The organism is Arenibaculum sp., assembly GCF_035998295.1.
Taxonomy (GTDB): Bacteria; Pseudomonadota; Alphaproteobacteria; order Azospirillales; family Azospirillaceae; genus DASYHS01.
In genome coordinates this window covers 20,347-36,805 of sequence record NZ_DASYHS010000035.1, presented here as the reverse complement: position 1 = coordinate 36,805, position 16,459 = coordinate 20,347, and the positions used below count along the sequence as shown (strand labels likewise).

Here is a 16,459-nt window from a genome sequence, read left to right as displayed (position 1 = left end):
CGGCGCGCGCCTCACCTCGAGGCGACCGCGCCTGCCAGTATCTTGAGCACCGAGGACGGCGGCTCCGCGAGCCCGGGCTCGAAGGGATGGCGCTCGCGCGGGTAGACCGACAGGATCTTGCGGACGTAGTTCTGCGTCTCCTTGTAGGGCGGTATGCCCTCGTGGCGCAGGACCGCCCCTTCGCCCGCATTGTAGGCGGCCAGCGTCAACGGCACGCTGCCCCCGAAATACGAGAGCAGCCAGCGCAGGTACTTCATCCCGCCGCGGATGTTGTCCTTCGGGTCGAGGGGGTTCTTGACCCCGAACCTGGCGGCCGTGTCGGGGATCAGCTGCATCAGCCCGATGGCGTTGCGCGGCGACCGGACGGAGACGCGGAAGCCGGACTCGGCCGCCATCACCGCGATCACGAGCTGCGGGTCGAGGCCGTATTCCGGCGCCATGGTCTCGACCAGGGACAGGATCTCCCGGGGCGGGCGCGGCGCCTGCGCGGACAGCCGCCGGCAGCTCGGCTCGGCCGATGCGGCGACGTCGGCGACCTCGATGCCGAGATCGGCCGCCTGGGGATGGCCGTGCGCCGTCGCGCGCCCGATCCACACGGCGGCGGCCTTGCGGTCGGGCTCGACGCCCTGGCCGTGCAGGTACATGCGGGCGAGGTGGTAGGCGGCGGCGGGGTGGCCGGACTCGGCCGCTTGGCAGAACAGGTCGAAGGCCCGCTCGTGATCGGCCGGCACGCCGATACCCATCTCGTAGTGACGTCCCAACTCGAAGCTTGCCCGGACGCTTCCGCTTTCAGACAGTTGTTCCAAGGCTTTTATTGTTCGATCCTGAAGGTTCGCCAGTACGGGACTTGGAGCGATTAATAATACCGTAATGACGGTGATTCTTCTCAGGATCTTCATGTCGGCCTGTCTTCCTTATTTTTCGTGGCTACCTCTAGCACAGGGCACGGGTCGTCCCAAGGCGACATTCGGCTATCCTATCCCCCAATCAGCTAATGCTCTTCCCCACCTGCCCACTTTGACGGAACGTTCCATGATCGTCCGCAGTTCCATGCCGGCAGGCCGACCGGAGCGGCGACGATCCGGCCCGTCCCGCGCAGTTCCGGCCCTGGCCGGCGCTTGCGACAACGCCCCTAAGGCGGAATGGTCACGCGGCCCGTGGGGTTAGCCCGCCGGTCAGCACAGCCTTTCGGCGACCTCGCGGGCGAGGGCGAGCGACGCGGTGATGCCCGGCGATTCGATTCCGTAGAGGTTGACCAGGCCGTCGACGCCGTGGATCTCCGGTCCCTGCACCACGAAGTCCGCGTCGGGCGTGCCGGCCGGCACCAGCTTCGGCCGGATGCCGGAATAGGCGGGCAGCAGCGCCCCGTCCGGGAGGTCGGGCCAGTAGCGCCGGATCGCGGCGTAGAACCGTTCGGCCCGTCGCGGATCGACGTCGTAGCCGATCTCTTCCACCCATTCGACGTCGGGCCCGAAACGGACCTGGCCGCCCATGTCGATCGTCGCGTGGATGCCGAGCCCGCCCGGCTCGGGCACCGGATAGATCAGGTGCGTGAACGGAGGACGGCCCGCGAGCGAGAAGTAGTTGCCGCGCGCGAGATAGCGCGTCGGCACGGTGTCCGCGGGCAGGCCGGCGATCGCGCCGGCGACCTCCTGGGCGTGCAGGCCGGCCGCGTTGACCAGCGCCCGGCACCGCAGGCGCATCGGCTCGGCGCCGCCGGTGCGGATCTCGATGCCGCCGGCGGTCACCTCGCCGCCCGCGATGGGGCTGGAGAAGGCGACCATGGCGCCATGGTCTTCCGCCTCGCCCTGGTAGGCCAGCATCAGGGCGTGGGTGTCGATGATGCCGGTCGAGGGCGACAGGAGGCCGGCCGCCGCCGACACCCGGGGCTCCAGGGCCCGGACCTGCGCGCCGTCCATCGCCACCAGGTCGGCGCAGCCGTTGGCCGCCGCCTTCGTCGTCAGTTCGTCGAGCTTGCCGATCTGCGCCGCGTCGGCCGCGACGATCAGCTTGCCGCAGCGCCGGTGCGCCACCCCGCGCTCGGCGCAGTAGCGGTACAGGCGCTCCTTGCCCTCGACGCACAGCCGCGCCTTCAGCGATCCCTGCGGGTAGTAGATCCCGGCGTGGATCACCTCGCTGTTGCGCGAGCTGGTGCCCGAGCCGATGCAGTCCGTCGCCTCGAGGACGATGACGTCGCGTCCGGCCCGGGCGAGTTCGCGGGCGACGGCGAGGCCGACGACCCCCGCGCCGACGACGATGCAGTCGGCGTCTTCGACGCCGGGAGAGGAGAGGGGGGAGATCGGCATGGCGGCGCGGTTGCTGTGGTTTTGGACCGGCGGCAGGATGGCAGCGGACCGCGGCCCCGTCCAGCATGCGGCGGTAGAGCGCGAATGTGGGGTCATCACCCCTTCTTTCGATTCAGGAATGGAACGAACGGGCGATCCGCGCGTTCTGGCTATCGGAAGGGTTAGCAACCGCGCATGACGCGGGCGGCGTTCGCCTCACCCTCCGACGCCTCGCCTCAGGCCGGGCGGCCTTTTCCTTGCGCGCAAGAAGAAGCGGCAGCACCGCCCGAAGGAAGTGCTGCCGCCGAGGTGCGAGGCTAACATCGAGAGGCTAGGGTACAGGGACCCGTTTCCAGTCCATCCGGGTCCGGACGTCGTGGAGGCAGTCGCCTCGGCGGGCTAGCGACGTCGAACCAGCCCGACGATGAGGCTGATCACGAAGATGACGATGAAGATGAAGAAGAGGACCTGTGCGATCCCTGCCGAGGCCGACGCGATCCCGCCGAAGCCGAGTATTCCGGCGATGATGGCGACGACCAGAAAGACCAAAGCCCAATACAGCATCTTCTGCCTCGTTGATCAGTCTCCGGCAAGAACTGGCCGACGTTTTCAGTTGACCAGGTCTCGACCGATACAACGCGGCGACACGCTCGAAGTTCCGGCTTACCTCGTTTGGACCGAAAGCTGCCCCGGAAGCGCCGGTCGCCCCTCCGACAGCCCGCATCCCCGCAGGACGAAGGCGACGACTTCGGAGCTGGCCCGGTCGAACGCGCCGTCGTCCAGGGCGTCCAGGCCGAGCACGGCCCTGACCTGCACCGCGAAATCGGCATAGGTCTGGGTCGCCGCCCACATCATGAAGAACAGGTGCCGCGGCTCGACCGGCGCCATCCGTCCGGACGCGACCCAGGCCTCGACGACGCGGCCCTTGGCTTCCACCCAGTCCTTGAGATCGGTCTCCAGGTATTCCTGGAGGAACGGCGCGCCGTGCAGCAGCTCGTTCGCGAAGACCCGGGACGCGAGCGGGCGGGTCCGGCTCCATTCCATCTTCGCCCGGACATAGGCCTCGATCGCGGCGGCCGGATCGCCCGCCGGCTCGAAGCCGTCGGCCGCGTCCAGCCAGAGGTCGAGGATTCCCGTCAGCACCGCGCGGTACAGGGCGTCCTTGGTCCCGAAGTAATAGTGCAGGTTCGCCTTCGGCAGTCCCGCCAGCGCCGCGATGCGCGAGGTCGACGCCCCCCCGAACCCGGTCTCGGCGAACACCTGCTCCGCCGCTTCCAGGATGCGGGCCTCGATGTCGCGGCGCAGCTCCGCCCGGCGGCGCGGCTTCGCCCGGGGAGGCCGGCGCTCCGGCCCGTCCGATGCCGGGGATTTCGTCATGGTGCCCATGGCTTGACCGTTTCGTCCCTTTCGGGGTGCATTCTTGAAATGATTTGACCGATCGGTCAAAGTTTTTTAGCGTATCCCGGTAAGAGCGTCCCAAGGCGCCGGTCCAGCGGAACAGGAGCAGGCGGTCATGACGAGCGTGTCCGACATCGCGGCGGGGCGGCTCGCCCCCGACGAGTACGCCAGGAACTTCGCCGACGCGGTCCCGCCCTTGAGCGGCCGCAGGGCCGTCGTCGAGGCGAGCCGTTGCTACTACTGCCATGACGCGCCCTGCATCGAGGCCTGCCCGACCGGCATCGACATACCGGGCTTCATCCGGGCGATCGCGACCGGCAACGTCCACGGCGCGGCGGTCACGATCCTGGAAGAGAACGTGATGGGCGGCATGTGCGCCCGCGTCTGCCCGACCGAGGTGCTGTGCGAGGAGGCCTGCGTCCGCACGGCGCAGGAAGGCAAGCCGGTCGAGATCGGCGCCCTGCAGCGCCACGCGACCGACTGGCTGTTCGAGCGGCGCGGCCAGCCCTTCCGGCGCCTGCCCGACACCGGGCGCCGCATCGCGGTGGTGGGGGCCGGGCCCGCCGGCCTTTCCTGCGCGCACCGCCTCGCGACGCTCGGCCACGAGGTGACGGTGTTCGAGGCGCGCCCCAAGCCCGGCGGCCTCAACGAGTACGGCATCGCCGCCTACAAGACCCCGGACGACTTCGCGCGGCGCGAGGTCGATTTCATCCTGTCGATCGGCGGCATCGGGCTGGAATGCAAGGCGCTCGGGCGCGACCTGCGGCTCGCCGACCTGCGGCGCGACTTCGACGCGGTGTTCCTTGGCCTCGGGCACAACGCCGTCAACGCGCTGCGCGTCGAGGGGGAGGACCTGGCGGGGGTCGCGGCCGCGGTCGACTTCATCGCCGACCTGCGCCAGGCCCGCGACAAGGCCGAAGTGCCGGTCGGCCGGCGGGTGGTCGTGATCGGCGGTGGCAACACCGCGATCGACGTCGCGACCCAGTGCCGCCTGCTGGGCGCGGAGGACGTCACGATCGTGTACCGCCGCGGCGCCGAGGCGATGTCGGCGACGGGCGCCGAGCAGGAATGGGCGCAGACCAACGGCGTGCGCATCCGCCACTGGGCCCAGCCGCGCCGCATCCTCGGCTGGCAGGGCAGGGTGAAGGAGGTCGAGTTCGAGTATACCCGCCTCGACGAGACCGGCCGGCTCGTCGGCACCGGGGAGACGTTCGCGCTGCTGGCCGACCAGGTGTTCAAGGCGATCGGCCAGCATTTCGTGCCGTCCCCGTTCGCGGGCGAGGCGCACGACGTGCTGGAACTGGCGGGCGGGCGCATAGCGGTCAACGAGGACCGCGAGACCTCGCTGGCCGGCGTCTTCGCCGGCGGCGACTGCGTGCCGGGGACCGACCTGACGGTCAGCGCGGTGCAGGACGGCAAGGTGGCGGCCCATGCCATCGACCGGATGCTGGCGGCGCGGCGCGCCGCGGAATGAGGGCCGGATGCGCCTCCTGATCTACGGCATGCAGTCGAGCGGCGCTTCGACCTTCGCCTATCTGCTGGCGCAGCGGCCGGACTGCATCGCGCTGGTCGACGTGCCGAACAACTACGCCGCGCCGCGCCTGGAGGCACGGGTGCCGGCGCTGGTGAAATGCGTGATGACCACGGGCTTCCCGATCGACGTCCATGTCGAGCGGTTCCGCCCCGACGCGACGGTGCTGCTGCTGCGCCGGCCGTACGACAACTACTACAGCCTGATGTCGAAGCCCTGGCGCAACCACTGCGGCCTGATCGACGAGAAGTTCGAGCTGCTGGACCGCGTGTTCGCGGAGCGGGACCGCTTCGACGCGGTCGTCGCCTACGAGGATTTCGTCGCCCGCCGGCCCGGCGCACCGGACGCGGTGCGGGCGCTGGGCTGGCCGGTCGAGGACGGCTGGTTCGCGCTGCCGCGCAGCCACGAGGACATGGTGCGCTACGTCTGGGAGCACGAGCCCGGGCTGTTCGAGCGCTTCGAGATCGCCTTCGGCAACTTCCATTCCGGCGGCGTGTCCGGCCGCTACGAGCGCAAGCCGTTCCGGCCGGACGTCGACGCGAAGGTGCGCGCCCTGTGCCCGCGCCTCGCCGCCTTCTACGACGAGTACGATCGGACGAACGGAACGGCGGCGGCCTCCTGAGGCCGCCCGAAGCGGGGAGACGAGGACCATGGCAGATCTCGGCACGAACTTCGTCGGCATTCGCTCGCCCAATCCCTTCTGGCTCGCCTCGGCGCCGCCGACGGACAAGGAGTACAACGTCGTCCGCGCCTTCAAGGCGGGCTGGGGCGGGGTGGTCTGGAAGACGCTGGGCGAGGACCCGCCGATCGTGAACGTCTCCTCGCGCTACGGGGCCGCGACCTACAACGGCACGCGGGTCGCCGGCTTCAACAACATCGAGCTGATCACCGACCGCCCGCTTGAGGTCAACCTGCGGGAGATCAAGCAGGTCAAGCGCGACTGGCCGGACCGCGCCGTCGTCGTCTCGCTGATGGTGCCCTGCACCGAGGAGGCCTGGAAGAACATCCTGGCGCAGGTCGAGGACACGCAGTGCGACGGGATCGAGCTGAACTTCGGCTGCCCCCACGGCATGTCGGAGCGCGGCATGGGCTCGGCCGTGGGGCAGGTGCCGGAATACGTCGAGATGGTCACGCGCTGGTGCAAGCAGAACACCCGCATGCCCGTCATCGTGAAGCTGACGCCCAACATCACGAACATCCTCGGGCCCGCGCGCGCCGCGCGCCGAGGCGGGGCGGACGCGGTGTCGCTGATCAACACGATCCAGTCCGTCATGTCGATCGACCTGGACGCGATGGCGCCGACCCCGACCGTGGACGGGAAGGGGACCCATGGCGGCTATTGCGGCCCGGCGGTCAAGCCGATCGCGCTGCGCATGGTCGGCGACATCGCGCGCGACCCGGAGTGCCGGGGCATGGCGATCTCCGGCATCGGCGGCGTGTCGACCTGGCGCGACGCGGCGGAGTTCATGGCGCTGGGCGCCGGCACCGTCCAGGTCTGCACCGCGGCGATGCATCACGGCTTCCGCATCGTCGAGGACATGGCGGACGGGCTGTCGAACTGGATGGACGGCAAGGGCTACGCGACCGCGCGCGACTTCCAGGGCGCGGCGGTCCCGAACTACGTCCACTGGGAGGACCTGAACCTCAACTACAAGATCGTGGCCCAGATCGACCAGGACCTGTGCATCCAGTGCGGCAAGTGCCACATCGTCTGCGAGGACACGTCGCACCAGTCGATCGCGGCCGTGCGCACCGAAGGCGGGCGCCGGCGCTACGACGTCATCGAGGCGGAATGCGTCGGCTGCAATCTCTGCATGCACGTATGCCCGGTCGAGGACTGCATCACGATGGTCGAGATCGACGAGGGCAAGCCCGACCTGACCTGGAAGGACCACCCCAACAACCCGATGCGGCGCGAGGCGGCGGAGTAGGGGCAGGCAGAGGGGGGCGCTTGCGCCCCCGGTCGATCCTCACCCCAGATCGGCGCGCGCCAGCGCGTTGAGGCAGTCGACCTGCGCGTCCGGGCCGGCGGTCGCGGCCCGGGCGGCCTGCGTCGTCAGGTCCAGCAGCCGCTCGCGCGCCGCCTTGGCGACCGGGGCGTAGAGCGGTTCCCCTTCGTAGCGTTCGACGAAGCGCATCGTGACGAGGCCCAGGAGCTGCAGGGCCGCGGCTTCCCGCTCGGCCTCGGCGACCGCGTCGGTGCATCGGGCGTAGTAGGCCCGCATCGTGCCGAGCCCGTCGTTCTGGGCATCGAGCCAGGCGCGGAGTTCCTCGAGTTTCATCGTCGCTCCCACGGACGGTGGTAAAATTTTAACGCCTGCGTCTAAAAAATAAGATAAGGCGCATGCGAGGATATTCGGATCGCCCCGGGCCCGCCACAGGTTTTCGATGACGATACGCTACGACCACATAGGACAGCGGCTGAAGGCCTACCGGCTCGCAGCCGCGCTGACGGCCGAGCAGGTGGCCGACCGCCTCGGGGTTTCGCGCGCCGCCGTCTACCGGTTCGAGAAGGGCGAGCTGATCAAGATCGACACCCTGGAGCGGCTGGCCGAGCTGCTGGGCGTGTCGCTGCCCTCGCTGCTGGGCGTCGGGGTCGAGTACTACCCGAAGGCCGTCGGCTATTTCGAGCGCATGCGCCAGATGGAGGCTGACGCCGAGCAGGTGCTGGCCCATTTCGAGCCGGTCTCCTACCTGCTGACCTCGGACGAATATTCCGGCCATCTCCGGCTGATGCTGGAGGAGGCGGTGCCGGACGGCCTTTCCCCGGCCGCGCGCCGCGACGCGCTGGCCGAGGTCGAGGGCGCGATGGCGATCCTGGACGAGCGCAAGGCGGCGGCCCGCCGGCGCTGCCCGGGAATCGTCAGCCTTATCGGCCTGTCCGAGATCGAGCGGTTCCTGCGCATCGGCCTCGTCGGCCGGTTCGACCTCCCGCGCGAGGTGCTGGCCGAGCGCCGGCAGGCGGCGCGGCGCGAGGTCGCGCGCATCGCCGACCTGATGGAGCAGGAGCCGATCGGCGTCCAGCTCGGCCTGGTCGAGGACGTGCTGCCGAACCTCACCTTCCAGATCTTCCGCCTGCCGGACGTGACGCTGCTCGGCGTCAGCCCGTTCCGGCTCGGCGAGCAACCGAACATCCGCATCGGCATCGCGACCGTGACCGCGGCCCCCGAGGCCGTCGCGCTGTACGAGAAGCTGGTGACGGATCTGTGGTCGCGTTCGCTCAAGGGGGCCCGCGGGGCCTCCCGGCTGCGCGGCCTGGTGCAGCGACTGGGTGCGGAGGACCCGCCGGGGCGAGCCCGGCCGGCGGAAGACCCCCCTTGACGCGCGGCGGTCGCGGCTGTCTTATTATTGAGACAAGTCGCAAAAACAAGTAGGACCGGGCTTCACACAGGAGATGAGAGATGGTCTTTTCGCGTAGGGCTCTGATGATGGGTGCGGCGGCCGCGGCGCTGCTCGCAACCACCGTGTTCACCGGGCCGGTCCTTGCCGCCGGGGAGTACGTGGCGAATATCGGGCACCTGGAGGCGCCGACCCAGCCGCGGCACCGCGGCCTGGAGAAGGTGGCGGCACTCGTGGAGGAGCGCACCGGCGGAGAGGTGCAGTTCAAGCTGTTCCCGGCCTCCCAGCTCGGCAACGCCCGCCAGATGGTCGAGGGGACGCAGTTCGGCTCCATGCAGGGAACGGTGATGCCGGCCGCCTTCCTCGGCGGGTTCAACCCCGTCGTGTCGATCCTGGACGTCCCCTTCGTGATGCCGGCGGACCGGGCCAAGGCCCAGGAGCTGCGCGGCGGCCCGTTCGGCGAGATGCTGCTCGACAGCTTCTCCTCGCGCGGGCTGACGGCGATCGGCCTGTGGCCGAACGGCCGCAAGAGCGTCACCTCCAGCAAGCCGATCTCCACGCCCGACGCCTTCAAGGGCCAGAAGTTCCGGGTCATGGACAGCAACATTCTGATGGCCCAGTTCGCCGGCGTCGGCGCCTCGGCGATCGCGATCCCGTTCAGCGAGCTGTACACGGCGCTCCAGACCGGCATGGTCGACGGCCAGGAGAACCCGCTCGACACCATCGCGACGATGAAGTTCCACGAGGTGCAGAAGCATCTCGTCGTGTCCGACCACGGCGCGATGGAAGACGTGATCCTGTTCAATCCCACCTGGTGGAACGGCCTGCCCGAAGGGCACCGCGAGGTGATCGTCGAGGCCTTCGAGGAGGTCCGCCCCGAGGTCGAGCGGATGAAGGAGGAGGCCCAGGTCCAGGCGCTGGACGCGCTGCGCAAGGGCGGCATGGAGGAGCACGCGCTCGACGACGCCCAGCGTGCGGCGTGGCGCGAGCAAATGTACCCGCCCGCCCGCGAGGCCTATCTCCAGCGCGCGGGAGCCGAGGGCCAGAAGGCGGTCGAGGTCTACGAGGCGGAGCTGAAGCGCCTCGGCCTCTGACGCCATGCAGGCGGCGCGCCCGGCCGGGGCGCGCCGCCCTCCACCCACGGGGGGACGGTTTCGATGCTCGGACGGCTTATGGCGCTCCTGAGGGGCGGCGAGCGGGGCGTGCTGGCGGCGCTGATGATCGGCATGGCGCTCGCCTACGACCTGAACATCCTGGTGCGGGAATTCTTCGTCTCCCAGTCGCACCGCTTCGTCTGGATCGAGGAGGCGGCGCTGTTCGCGCTGGCCTGGCTCGTGTTCCTCGGGCTGGGTGCCGCGCTGGAGCGCGGCCGCCACGTCGCCATGGCGGCGCTGAGGGCGCGCCTGCCCGAGCCGCTGCGCCGGCCGGTCGTCCTCGCGATCAACGTGACCGGCCTCGTCTTCGCGCTTTACGCCGCGAAGATCAGTCTCGAGCTGACGCTGTTCGTCCGCGCCAGCGGGCAGGAGAGCCCGACGCTCGGCGTCTCCATGGCCTGGCTGTACGCGGCGATGCCGATCGGCTTCGCCCTGCTGGCGCTGCGCTACCTGCGCGAGACGCTCGGCTTCTCCAACCGCTTCGCCGGCTCCGGCGGGCAGGACTACTGAGGGTTCGCGGATGGTGCTCGTCCTGCTCCTGCTGCTTGCGGCCGCGCTGCTGGTCCTGGGCTTCGAGATGTTCCTGGTGATGGGAGTGCCGGCCATCGCGAGCCGGTACGTGTACCAGCCGGGTCTTCCCGACATCGTGATCGCGCAGAAGATGATGGGCGGGGTCAACGTGTCGACCCTGCTGGCGATCCCCTTCTTCATCTTCGCGGCCGACCTGATGGCGCGCGGCACGATCGCCAAGCGGCTGATGGACCTGATCCAGCGCAACCTCGGCCACCGCGCCGGCGGCATCGGCCACACGACGGTCGTCTCCTGCATGAGCTTCGGGGCCGTGTGCGGCTCGGCGCCCGCGACGGTGGCGGCGCTCGGCCGGCTGCTGAAGCCGGAGCTGGTCCGGGCGGGCTACAGCGAGCGCTTCTCGCTCGGCCTGATCGCATCGAGCGCCGAATGCGCGCTGCTGATCCCGCCCAGCATCACGCTGCTGGTCTATGGCTGGCTCACCGGCACGTCGATCGCGGCGCTGTTCGCGGGCGGACTCTCGGTCGGCATCGTGCTCGGCCTCGCCTTCCTCGCGATGGTCCATATCGAGACGCGGCGCTCGGGCGCGCGGCCCGACCCGCGCGCAAGCGCCGCCGAGCGCGTCGCGGCGCTGAAGGCCGGGCTGCTGGCGCTCGGCATGCCGGTCATCATCCTGGGCGGCATCTACGGCGGCAAGTTCACCGCGACCGAGGCCGCTGCGGTCAGCGTCGCCTATGCGCTGCTGGTCGAGATCGGCGTCTACCGCTCGCTGGGCTGGCGCGACGTCGTCGACACCGCGCAGGCGAGCGCGGTCACGACCGTCACCATCTTCGTGCTGCTCGCGATGGGCTCGCTCGTCGCCTACTTCATCACGCTGGCCCAGGTTCCCAACCTGCTGATCGCCTTCTTCCAGGACAACCAGATCGGCTGGATCTCCTTCCTGCTGCTGGTCAACCTGCTGCTGCTGGTGGCGGGCATGTTCATCGACCCTAACTCGATCCTGCTCGTCCTGGTGCCGACGCTGTACCCGGTCGCGGTCTCGCTCGGGATCGACCCCGTGCATTTCGGCCTGATCGTGTGCCTGAACATCTGCATCGGCATGATCACGCCGCCCTTCGGGCTCGACCTCTTCGTGACCTCGACGACGCTGGACCGGCCGGTCGAGACGGTCGTCGCCGGCATATGGCCGTTCATCGCGGCCAACCTCCTTGTCCTCGCGGTGGTCAGCTACGTGCCTTCGGTCTCGCTGCTGCTGCCGCGCCTGCTCGCGAACTGACGAGGCCGCCCATGTCGACTACAGCGCTCGCGGACCGGGGATACCAGGCCGAGGCCGCCGAACTGGAACTGCCGGTCGTCTCGAACCTGCCGGTCAACGGGGAGTACCGTCACCTGGTGCTGGAGGCCGGCGCGCCGGCGACCCTCGCCGAGGCCGGGCAGTTCTTCCACCTGCTGTGCCCGGCCTCGGGCGCGGACCGGCCGTTCTTCCGGCGTCCCATGAGCACGTACCGCGCCGACCGCGCGGCGGGCCGGATCGAGTTCCTCTACAAGGTGACGGGGGCCGGCACCCGCGGCCTCGCCACTCTCGTTCCGGGCGACCGGCTCAACGTCGTCGGCCCGCTCGGCACCGGGTTCCGGCTCGATCCGGCCTGGGCGTCCATCGTCGTCCTCGGGCGCGGGGTCGGGCTCGCGACGCTGGCCCCGCTCGCCGAACTGGCGGCATCGGCCGGCGTGCGGGTCACGGCGATCCTGAGCGCGCGTTCGCCCGATCTCGTGATGTCGGCCGACCGCTTCCGCGCTGCCGGGGCGGAGGTGTTCCCGGTTCTGGATTCCGACGGCAGCAGCGATCCCGGGCGCGTCGGCAAGCTGGTCTCGGGGCTGGTGCGGCTCGGCCGGGCGGACGCGTTCTTCACCTGCGGCTCGAACCGGCTGCTGGCGCTGATGAAGCGGCTTGGGCGCGAGCACGGCATCCCCGGCCAGGTCGCGCTGGAGCAGCAGATGGCCTGCGGCCTCGGCATGTGCTTCTGCTGCGTGCGCGCCTTCGAGGTCGAGGGCCGCCACGTGAGCCGGCGCGTCTGCTGGGACGGGCCCGTCTTCCCGCTGGAGGAGGCCGTGTCATGGTAGACCTGTCGGTCCGGATCGGCGGCCTGACGCTCGCCAACCCCGTGATGCCGGCGTCGGGCACCTTCGCCGAGGGGCTGGCGCGGGTGATCCCGCTCGACCGGCTCGGCGCTTTCGTGACCAAGACGATCATGCGCGAGCCGCGCGCCGGCAACCCCGTGCCGCGCGTCGCCGAGGCGGGCGACGGCATGCTCAACTCCATCGGCATCCCGAGCAAGGGCGTCGCTCCCTTCCTCGCGGAGACCGTTCCCTTCTACCGCGGCTACGGCCCGCCGCTCGTCGTCAGCATCTCCGCGCACAGCGCCGACGAGTTCGCCGTGCTCGCCCGGGAGGTGACGGTCGAGGGCGTCGCCGCGATCGAGGCTAACATCTCGTGCCCGAACATCGAGGCGGACGGCCGCGCCTTCGCGATGGAGCCGGGCACGACCGCGGCGGTCGTGGAGCGCCTGCGCGCCGCCACGCCGCTGCCGCTGTGGGCCAAGCTGACCCCCAACACCGGCGACGTCGCGGCCGTCGCGCGCGCGGCGGAGGCCGCCGGCGCCGACGCGGTCGTCGTCGCCAACACGATCCTCGCCATGTCCATCAACGTGGAGAGTTTCCGCCCGACGCTGGGCAACGTGATGGGCGGCCTGTCCGGGCCGGCGGTGAAGCCGATCATCCTGCGCATGGTCTACCAGTGCGCGCGCGCCGTCGGCATTCCCGTGATCGGCTGCGGCGGCATCTCCACCGCCGACGATGCGGTCGAGTACCTGCTCGCGGGCGCCTCGGCCGTCCAGGTCGGCACGGCCAGCTTCATCCACCCGACCGCCCTGACCTCCGTCATCGACGGCCTGGAAGGGTTCTGCGCCCGGCGGGGCATCGACCGGGTCGCCGACCTGGTCGGCGCCGTCGCCGAAGGACCAGTCGCCGAAGGACCGGCCGCCGAGGTGGCGTGGTGACCGCCGCCCCGGCGATGGAGCGCTCGGAGGGGACCGACGCGCTCGCCCCGCTCGCATCCGCGCTCTTCGCGGAGCTGCGCCGCCTCGGCGGGGACGGCGTCGGCATCACCCGCGACAGCTACGGTCCCGGCGAGGACGCGGCGATCGCCCATGTCGCTGAGGTCGCGCGGGCGGAGGGGATCGAGGTCGGCTTCGACGCGGCGCGCAACCTCGTCCTGTCGCTGCCCGGCGAGGCGCCGGGCCCGTACGTCCTGTGCGGCTCGCACCTGGACTCCGTGCCCCAGGGCGGCAACTACGACGGCGCCGCCGGGGTCGTCGCGGGGCTGCTGTGCCTGGTGGCGATGCGGCGCGCCGGCGTGCGCCCGCCGCGGCCGGTCCGCGTGATCGGCCTGCGCGGCGAGGAGAGCGCCTGGTTCGGCAAGGCCTACATGGGATCGAGCGCGCTGTTCGGGCTGCTGACGCCCGACGACCTCGCGGCCGCGCACCGCCGCAGCGGGCGCAGCCTGGGCGAGTGCATGCGCGACTGCGGCGCCGCGGTCGACCGGATCGCCGCCGGCGAGCGCCTGCTCGACCCGGCCGAGGTGGCGGCGTATCTGGAGCTGCACATCGAGCAGGGGCCGGTGATGGTGGCGCGCGACCTGCGCACCGCGGTCGTGACCGGAATCCGCGGCAACATCCGCCACAAGCGCATCGTGTGCCGCGGCGAGGCCGGGCATTCCGGGGCGGTGCCGCGCTGGCTGCGGCGCGACGCGGTCTTCGCCGTCGCCGAGCTGCTGAGCCGCTTGGACGAGCATTGGCGGGCGTTGCTGGAGCGCGGCCTCGACCTGGTCGTGACCTGCGGGATCATCGCGACCAACCCCGACGAGCACGCGATCTCCCGCATCCCCGGCGAGGTCGGCTTCAGCTTCGAGGTGCGCAGCCAGAGCCGCGACACGCTGGAGGCCTTCTACCACCTGATGCGGACGGAATGCGCGGGCATCGCCGCCCAGCGCAAGGTCGAGTTCGCGTTCGACCGCCGCGTCGATTCGCCTCCGGCCCGGATGGACGAGGCCTGGGTGCGCCGCCTGGTCGACCTGTCGGGCCGCCTCGGCCTGCCGACCGAGACGGTGCCGAGCGGCGCCGGCCATGACGCGGCGGTGTTCGCCAATGCCGGCATTCCCTCCGCGATGGTCTTCGTGCGCAACGACAACGGCTCCCACAACCCGCGCGAGGCGATGGAGATGGCGGACTTCATGGCCGCGACCGGGCTGCTGTACAGGGCGCTGCTGGAGCCGGCCTGACGCGGCGCGGCCGGCAGGCTCACAGCTCCGATCAAGGCCACGTCGCCTTCGCGGCCGGCGGCATCGACGGAAGGAGCGCCATGCTTCCGCCGACGCGGCGGGACCGATAGCCCGGCGAGGGCCCGCGCCCGCGGTGCCAGCCCAGCGGTGGCTTCCGTACGGGGGCGGGTCTTGAGGACCTGAGAGGGAATAATACTAAAGGGACCTAATGCTATAGTTGCGGGAGAGTGATATGATGTCCAACGTTCCAGTGTGATCTCCGGTGCCGGATCGCTCCAGCCTCCGCGTGGGTTCGGGAGGATCGGCGCGCCTTGAGAGGCAACCATGACTGGCAGTTCACGCCCCGATCCACTTGATCCGCGCACGGAGCTATTGCAGGCCGTCAGCGCCATGCAAAAGGATGCGTTGCTCCTGTTGAGCTTCGTCTCGGAGCGTAAGGAGCGGGCGTTTGGATCCGATCGGGCGGCGCCCTGGACCAAGGACGAGTTCCTGGAGAGCCTGAGAGCCACGCCGCAAGAATTGGTTCGCGACACGGCTTTGTGGAAGGCGCTGCTGGAGGCGGTGGACGGGCTTGCGTCCACCGTCCGGCCGGCGACAGTGGGTTCGATCCGCTTTACCCGGATGTTCGTCGAGAGAGGGAGCTACAAAGCGGGATATCAGAAGCCAGGCCACGACCGGGACAATGCTGATGACAGGATCAGGCAGGGGGTTCGAAACCTTCTAGGGGCCTACTGGATACTCGGTTTCGTCGGCGTCGCCATGGTTCTGGCCACTGTGATGATCCTGATCCACGTGCTTTCGGGCGAGGCAGTTCTCCAACGGATCGAACAGCTTAGTGTCGAGCAGGCCGCGCTCGACCCAATGCTGGCGCGGGCTGCCGCCGATCGCGTAGGCGCTAGAGGATTTTTGTGCTCGGGCTCGGCCGGAAACGTGGCCGGTGCGGCAAGTGAGGATGCCGAGCCCCGAGGAAGAGTCGCGGCCTCCATGGTGAGTTCGCAGGAGACCGGTGCTGCCGACGGCGACCTGCGACCGAATGCGTCGAGTCGTGAGGAGACCATTCGCGCCCTGTGCGAGCGGCAATGGGACATGAAGCGCAAGATGGCGATCACGTATCTTCAGCTGGGAGAGTGGAACGCCGCAACGGAAAGGATGTCCAACGTGCTGCTCGTGCCATGGATAATCCGGCCCGATGTGCAGAGGTTGCTGGACGATTACATCGCGGAAGGTGGGGGAGGGGTATTCATGGTTTCGTCGGCGGCCACCGCTTCGACCGTCGGCGAACCCTCCGCGACGAAGGTGAGTACGACGGAACTACGGATTTCAGACCGATCGAGCGTCTTTGCCGACCTGCAGGGGGCATGGAAGCGTACCGAGCTGCGCAGCAGGATCAAGCTTGACAGCCTGACGAGCTATGTCATCCCCGGACTGCTCGGCTTCATCGGGGCATGCGTCTTCGTGTTCCGGAACCTGCACCGCCACCTCGAGGCTTGGACGCTGGAGCCACGCGAGTTGCTGCTGGCCGCGACGCGGGTCGTCCTCGGCGCGATGCTGGGAGGTCTCGTCAGCCTCCTGTTCATGGCAGGCGGCGATGCCGATCCCGGGTTTGAGTTCTCACTCGGCTTGCTGGCGTTCATCACCGGATACGCCGTGCAGTTCGTCTTCGACAAACTCGACGGCATCGTGAACCGGCCGCCGCAGCTGCCGCCTGCCGCCTGAGGCGTTTTCCCTCGCGCCTGAACTTCACCCGATCGGCGCAGCAGTCCTGCGCCTGAATGCGGGGGTGCGAATGCTGCTTAAAACGGCGGCACAATTGTGCATAACATCTAGACGCCGGACCGGTCGCCGAAGGTCCGCGCCGCGGGAGTGGCCGCCTTGCCTGGTGGCACCC

Annotated in this window: 16 protein-coding genes; 11 read left to right on the top strand and 5 right to left on the bottom strand. The window is 69.8% G+C overall.

The genetic code is table 11. The features are described 5' to 3' along the window. Window positions 1–11 precede the first annotated feature (11 nt). The 4 genes from VGO20_RS03625 to VGO20_RS03610 form a co-directional block, all read right to left on the bottom strand. Window positions 12–806, bottom strand: coding sequence for a transglycosylase SLT domain-containing protein (locus VGO20_RS03625; protein ID WP_327500925.1), 795 nt, complete (start codon window positions 804–806; stop codon window positions 12–14). Between the two features lie 369 nt (window positions 807–1,175). Continuing rightward, on the bottom strand, window positions 1,176–2,306 hold the full coding sequence (locus VGO20_RS03620; protein ID WP_327500924.1) for an NAD(P)/FAD-dependent oxidoreductase: 1,131 nt from the start codon (window positions 2,304–2,306) through the stop codon (window positions 1,176–1,178). A gap of 378 nt (window positions 2,307–2,684) precedes the next feature. Continuing rightward, a complete protein-coding gene (locus VGO20_RS03615; protein WP_327500923.1) occupies window positions 2,685–2,849 on the bottom strand; it encodes a DUF1328 domain-containing protein in 165 nt (54 codons plus the stop codon). A 99-nt stretch (window positions 2,850–2,948) separates the two neighbouring features. Further along, window positions 2,949–3,671 (bottom strand): TetR/AcrR family transcriptional regulator, encoded by a 723-nt coding sequence (locus VGO20_RS03610; protein WP_327500922.1) that lies wholly within the window; start codon window positions 3,669–3,671, stop codon window positions 2,949–2,951. A gap of 127 nt (window positions 3,672–3,798) precedes the next feature. On the opposite strand from VGO20_RS03610, the gene VGO20_RS03605 reads away from it, so the two are divergent. The 3 genes from VGO20_RS03605 to preA are packed head-to-tail and all read left to right on the top strand — an operon-like array spanning window position 3,799 to window position 7,145. Continuing rightward, a complete protein-coding gene (locus tag VGO20_RS03605; protein ID WP_327500921.1) occupies window positions 3,799–5,157 on the top strand; it encodes an NAD(P)-dependent oxidoreductase in 1,359 nt (452 codons plus the stop codon). Between the two features lie 7 nt (window positions 5,158–5,164). Further along, window positions 5,165–5,836: a hypothetical protein gene (locus VGO20_RS03600; RefSeq protein WP_327500920.1), complete on the top strand. Its 672-nt coding sequence runs from the start codon at window positions 5,165–5,167 to the stop codon at window positions 5,834–5,836. A gap of 28 nt (window positions 5,837–5,864) precedes the next feature. Beyond that, a complete protein-coding gene (gene preA / locus VGO20_RS03595; RefSeq protein ID WP_327500919.1) occupies window positions 5,865–7,145 on the top strand; it encodes an NAD-dependent dihydropyrimidine dehydrogenase subunit PreA in 1,281 nt (426 codons plus the stop codon). A 39-nt stretch (window positions 7,146–7,184) separates the two neighbouring features. On the opposite strand, the gene VGO20_RS03590 is transcribed toward preA, so the two are convergent. Then, a complete protein-coding gene (locus VGO20_RS03590; protein WP_327500918.1) occupies window positions 7,185–7,496 on the bottom strand; it encodes a hypothetical protein in 312 nt (103 codons plus the stop codon). A 106-nt stretch (window positions 7,497–7,602) separates the two neighbouring features. On the opposite strand from VGO20_RS03590, the gene VGO20_RS03585 reads away from it, so the two are divergent. The 8 genes from VGO20_RS03585 (at window position 7,603) to VGO20_RS03550 (ending at window position 16,287) form a co-directional block, all read left to right on the top strand. Beyond that, a complete protein-coding gene (locus tag VGO20_RS03585; RefSeq protein ID WP_327500917.1) occupies window positions 7,603–8,535 on the top strand; it encodes a helix-turn-helix domain-containing protein in 933 nt (310 codons plus the stop codon). Between the two features lie 80 nt (window positions 8,536–8,615). Continuing rightward, the gene (locus tag VGO20_RS03580) at window positions 8,616–9,647 is read left to right on the top strand and encodes a TRAP transporter substrate-binding protein (protein WP_327500916.1); all 1,032 of its coding nucleotides are present in this window, start codon (window positions 8,616–8,618) and stop codon (window positions 9,645–9,647) included. 63 nt (window positions 9,648–9,710) lie between these two features. Beyond that, window positions 9,711–10,217: a TRAP transporter small permease gene (locus tag VGO20_RS03575; protein ID WP_327500915.1), complete on the top strand. Its 507-nt coding sequence runs from the start codon at window positions 9,711–9,713 to the stop codon at window positions 10,215–10,217. A 10-nt stretch (window positions 10,218–10,227) separates the two neighbouring features. Continuing rightward, a complete protein-coding gene (locus VGO20_RS03570; RefSeq protein WP_327500914.1) occupies window positions 10,228–11,511 on the top strand; it encodes a TRAP transporter large permease in 1,284 nt (427 codons plus the stop codon). Between the two features lie 11 nt (window positions 11,512–11,522). Beyond that, complete coding sequence (locus VGO20_RS03565) at window positions 11,523–12,356, top strand: dihydroorotate dehydrogenase electron transfer subunit (protein ID WP_327500913.1); 834 nt, start codon at window positions 11,523–11,525, stop codon at window positions 12,354–12,356. Further along, window positions 12,350–13,291, top strand: a complete 942-nt coding sequence (locus VGO20_RS03560; RefSeq protein ID WP_327500912.1) for a dihydroorotate dehydrogenase — start codon at window positions 12,350–12,352, stop codon at window positions 13,289–13,291. Before VGO20_RS03565 ends, VGO20_RS03560 begins: the two co-directional genes overlap by 7 nt. Next, window positions 13,288–14,571: a Zn-dependent hydrolase gene (locus VGO20_RS03555; RefSeq protein WP_327500911.1), complete on the top strand. Its 1,284-nt coding sequence runs from the start codon at window positions 13,288–13,290 to the stop codon at window positions 14,569–14,571. The genes VGO20_RS03560 and VGO20_RS03555 overlap by 4 nt, the downstream gene beginning before the upstream one ends. Window positions 14,572–14,895: 324 nt before the next feature. Further along, window positions 14,896–16,287 carry a hypothetical protein gene (locus tag VGO20_RS03550; protein WP_327500910.1) on the top strand — a complete coding sequence of 464 codons (1,392 nt, stop codon included), beginning with the start codon at window positions 14,896–14,898 and terminating at the stop codon, window positions 16,285–16,287. The last annotated feature ends 172 nt before the right edge of the window (window positions 16,288–16,459 follow it).

Bases quoted from the DNA above. Each gene is read 5' to 3' on its own strand.
- VGO20_RS03600 (WP_327500920.1), top strand. From the start codon at position 5,165: ATGCGCCTCCTGATCTACGGCATGCAGTCGAGCGGCGCTTCGACCTTC.
- VGO20_RS03575 (WP_327500915.1), top strand. From the start codon at position 9,711: ATGCTCGGACGGCTTATGGCGCTCCTGAGGGGCGGCGAGCGGGGCGTG.
- preA (WP_327500919.1), top strand. From the start codon at position 5,865: ATGGCAGATCTCGGCACGAACTTCGTCGGCATTCGCTCGCCCAATCCC.
- VGO20_RS03565 (WP_327500913.1), top strand. From the start codon at position 11,523: ATGTCGACTACAGCGCTCGCGGACCGGGGATACCAGGCCGAGGCCGCC.
- VGO20_RS03570 (WP_327500914.1), top strand. From the start codon at position 10,228: ATGGTGCTCGTCCTGCTCCTGCTGCTTGCGGCCGCGCTGCTGGTCCTG.
- VGO20_RS03620 (WP_327500924.1), bottom strand. From the start codon at position 2,306: ATGCCGATCTCCCCCCTCTCCTCTCCCGGCGTCGAAGACGCCGACTGC.
- VGO20_RS03605 (WP_327500921.1), top strand. From the start codon at position 3,799: ATGACGAGCGTGTCCGACATCGCGGCGGGGCGGCTCGCCCCCGACGAG.
- VGO20_RS03580 (WP_327500916.1), top strand. From the start codon at position 8,616: ATGGTCTTTTCGCGTAGGGCTCTGATGATGGGTGCGGCGGCCGCGGCG.
- VGO20_RS03610 (WP_327500922.1), bottom strand. From the start codon at position 3,671: ATGGGCACCATGACGAAATCCCCGGCATCGGACGGGCCGGAGCGCCGG.
- VGO20_RS03590 (WP_327500918.1), bottom strand. From the start codon at position 7,496: ATGAAACTCGAGGAACTCCGCGCCTGGCTCGATGCCCAGAACGACGGG.
- VGO20_RS03585 (WP_327500917.1), top strand. From the start codon at position 7,603: ATGACGATACGCTACGACCACATAGGACAGCGGCTGAAGGCCTACCGG.
- VGO20_RS03615 (WP_327500923.1), bottom strand. From the start codon at position 2,849: ATGCTGTATTGGGCTTTGGTCTTTCTGGTCGTCGCCATCATCGCCGGA.
- VGO20_RS03550 (WP_327500910.1), top strand. From the start codon at position 14,896: ATGACTGGCAGTTCACGCCCCGATCCACTTGATCCGCGCACGGAGCTA.
- VGO20_RS03560 (WP_327500912.1), top strand. From the start codon at position 12,350: ATGGTAGACCTGTCGGTCCGGATCGGCGGCCTGACGCTCGCCAACCCC.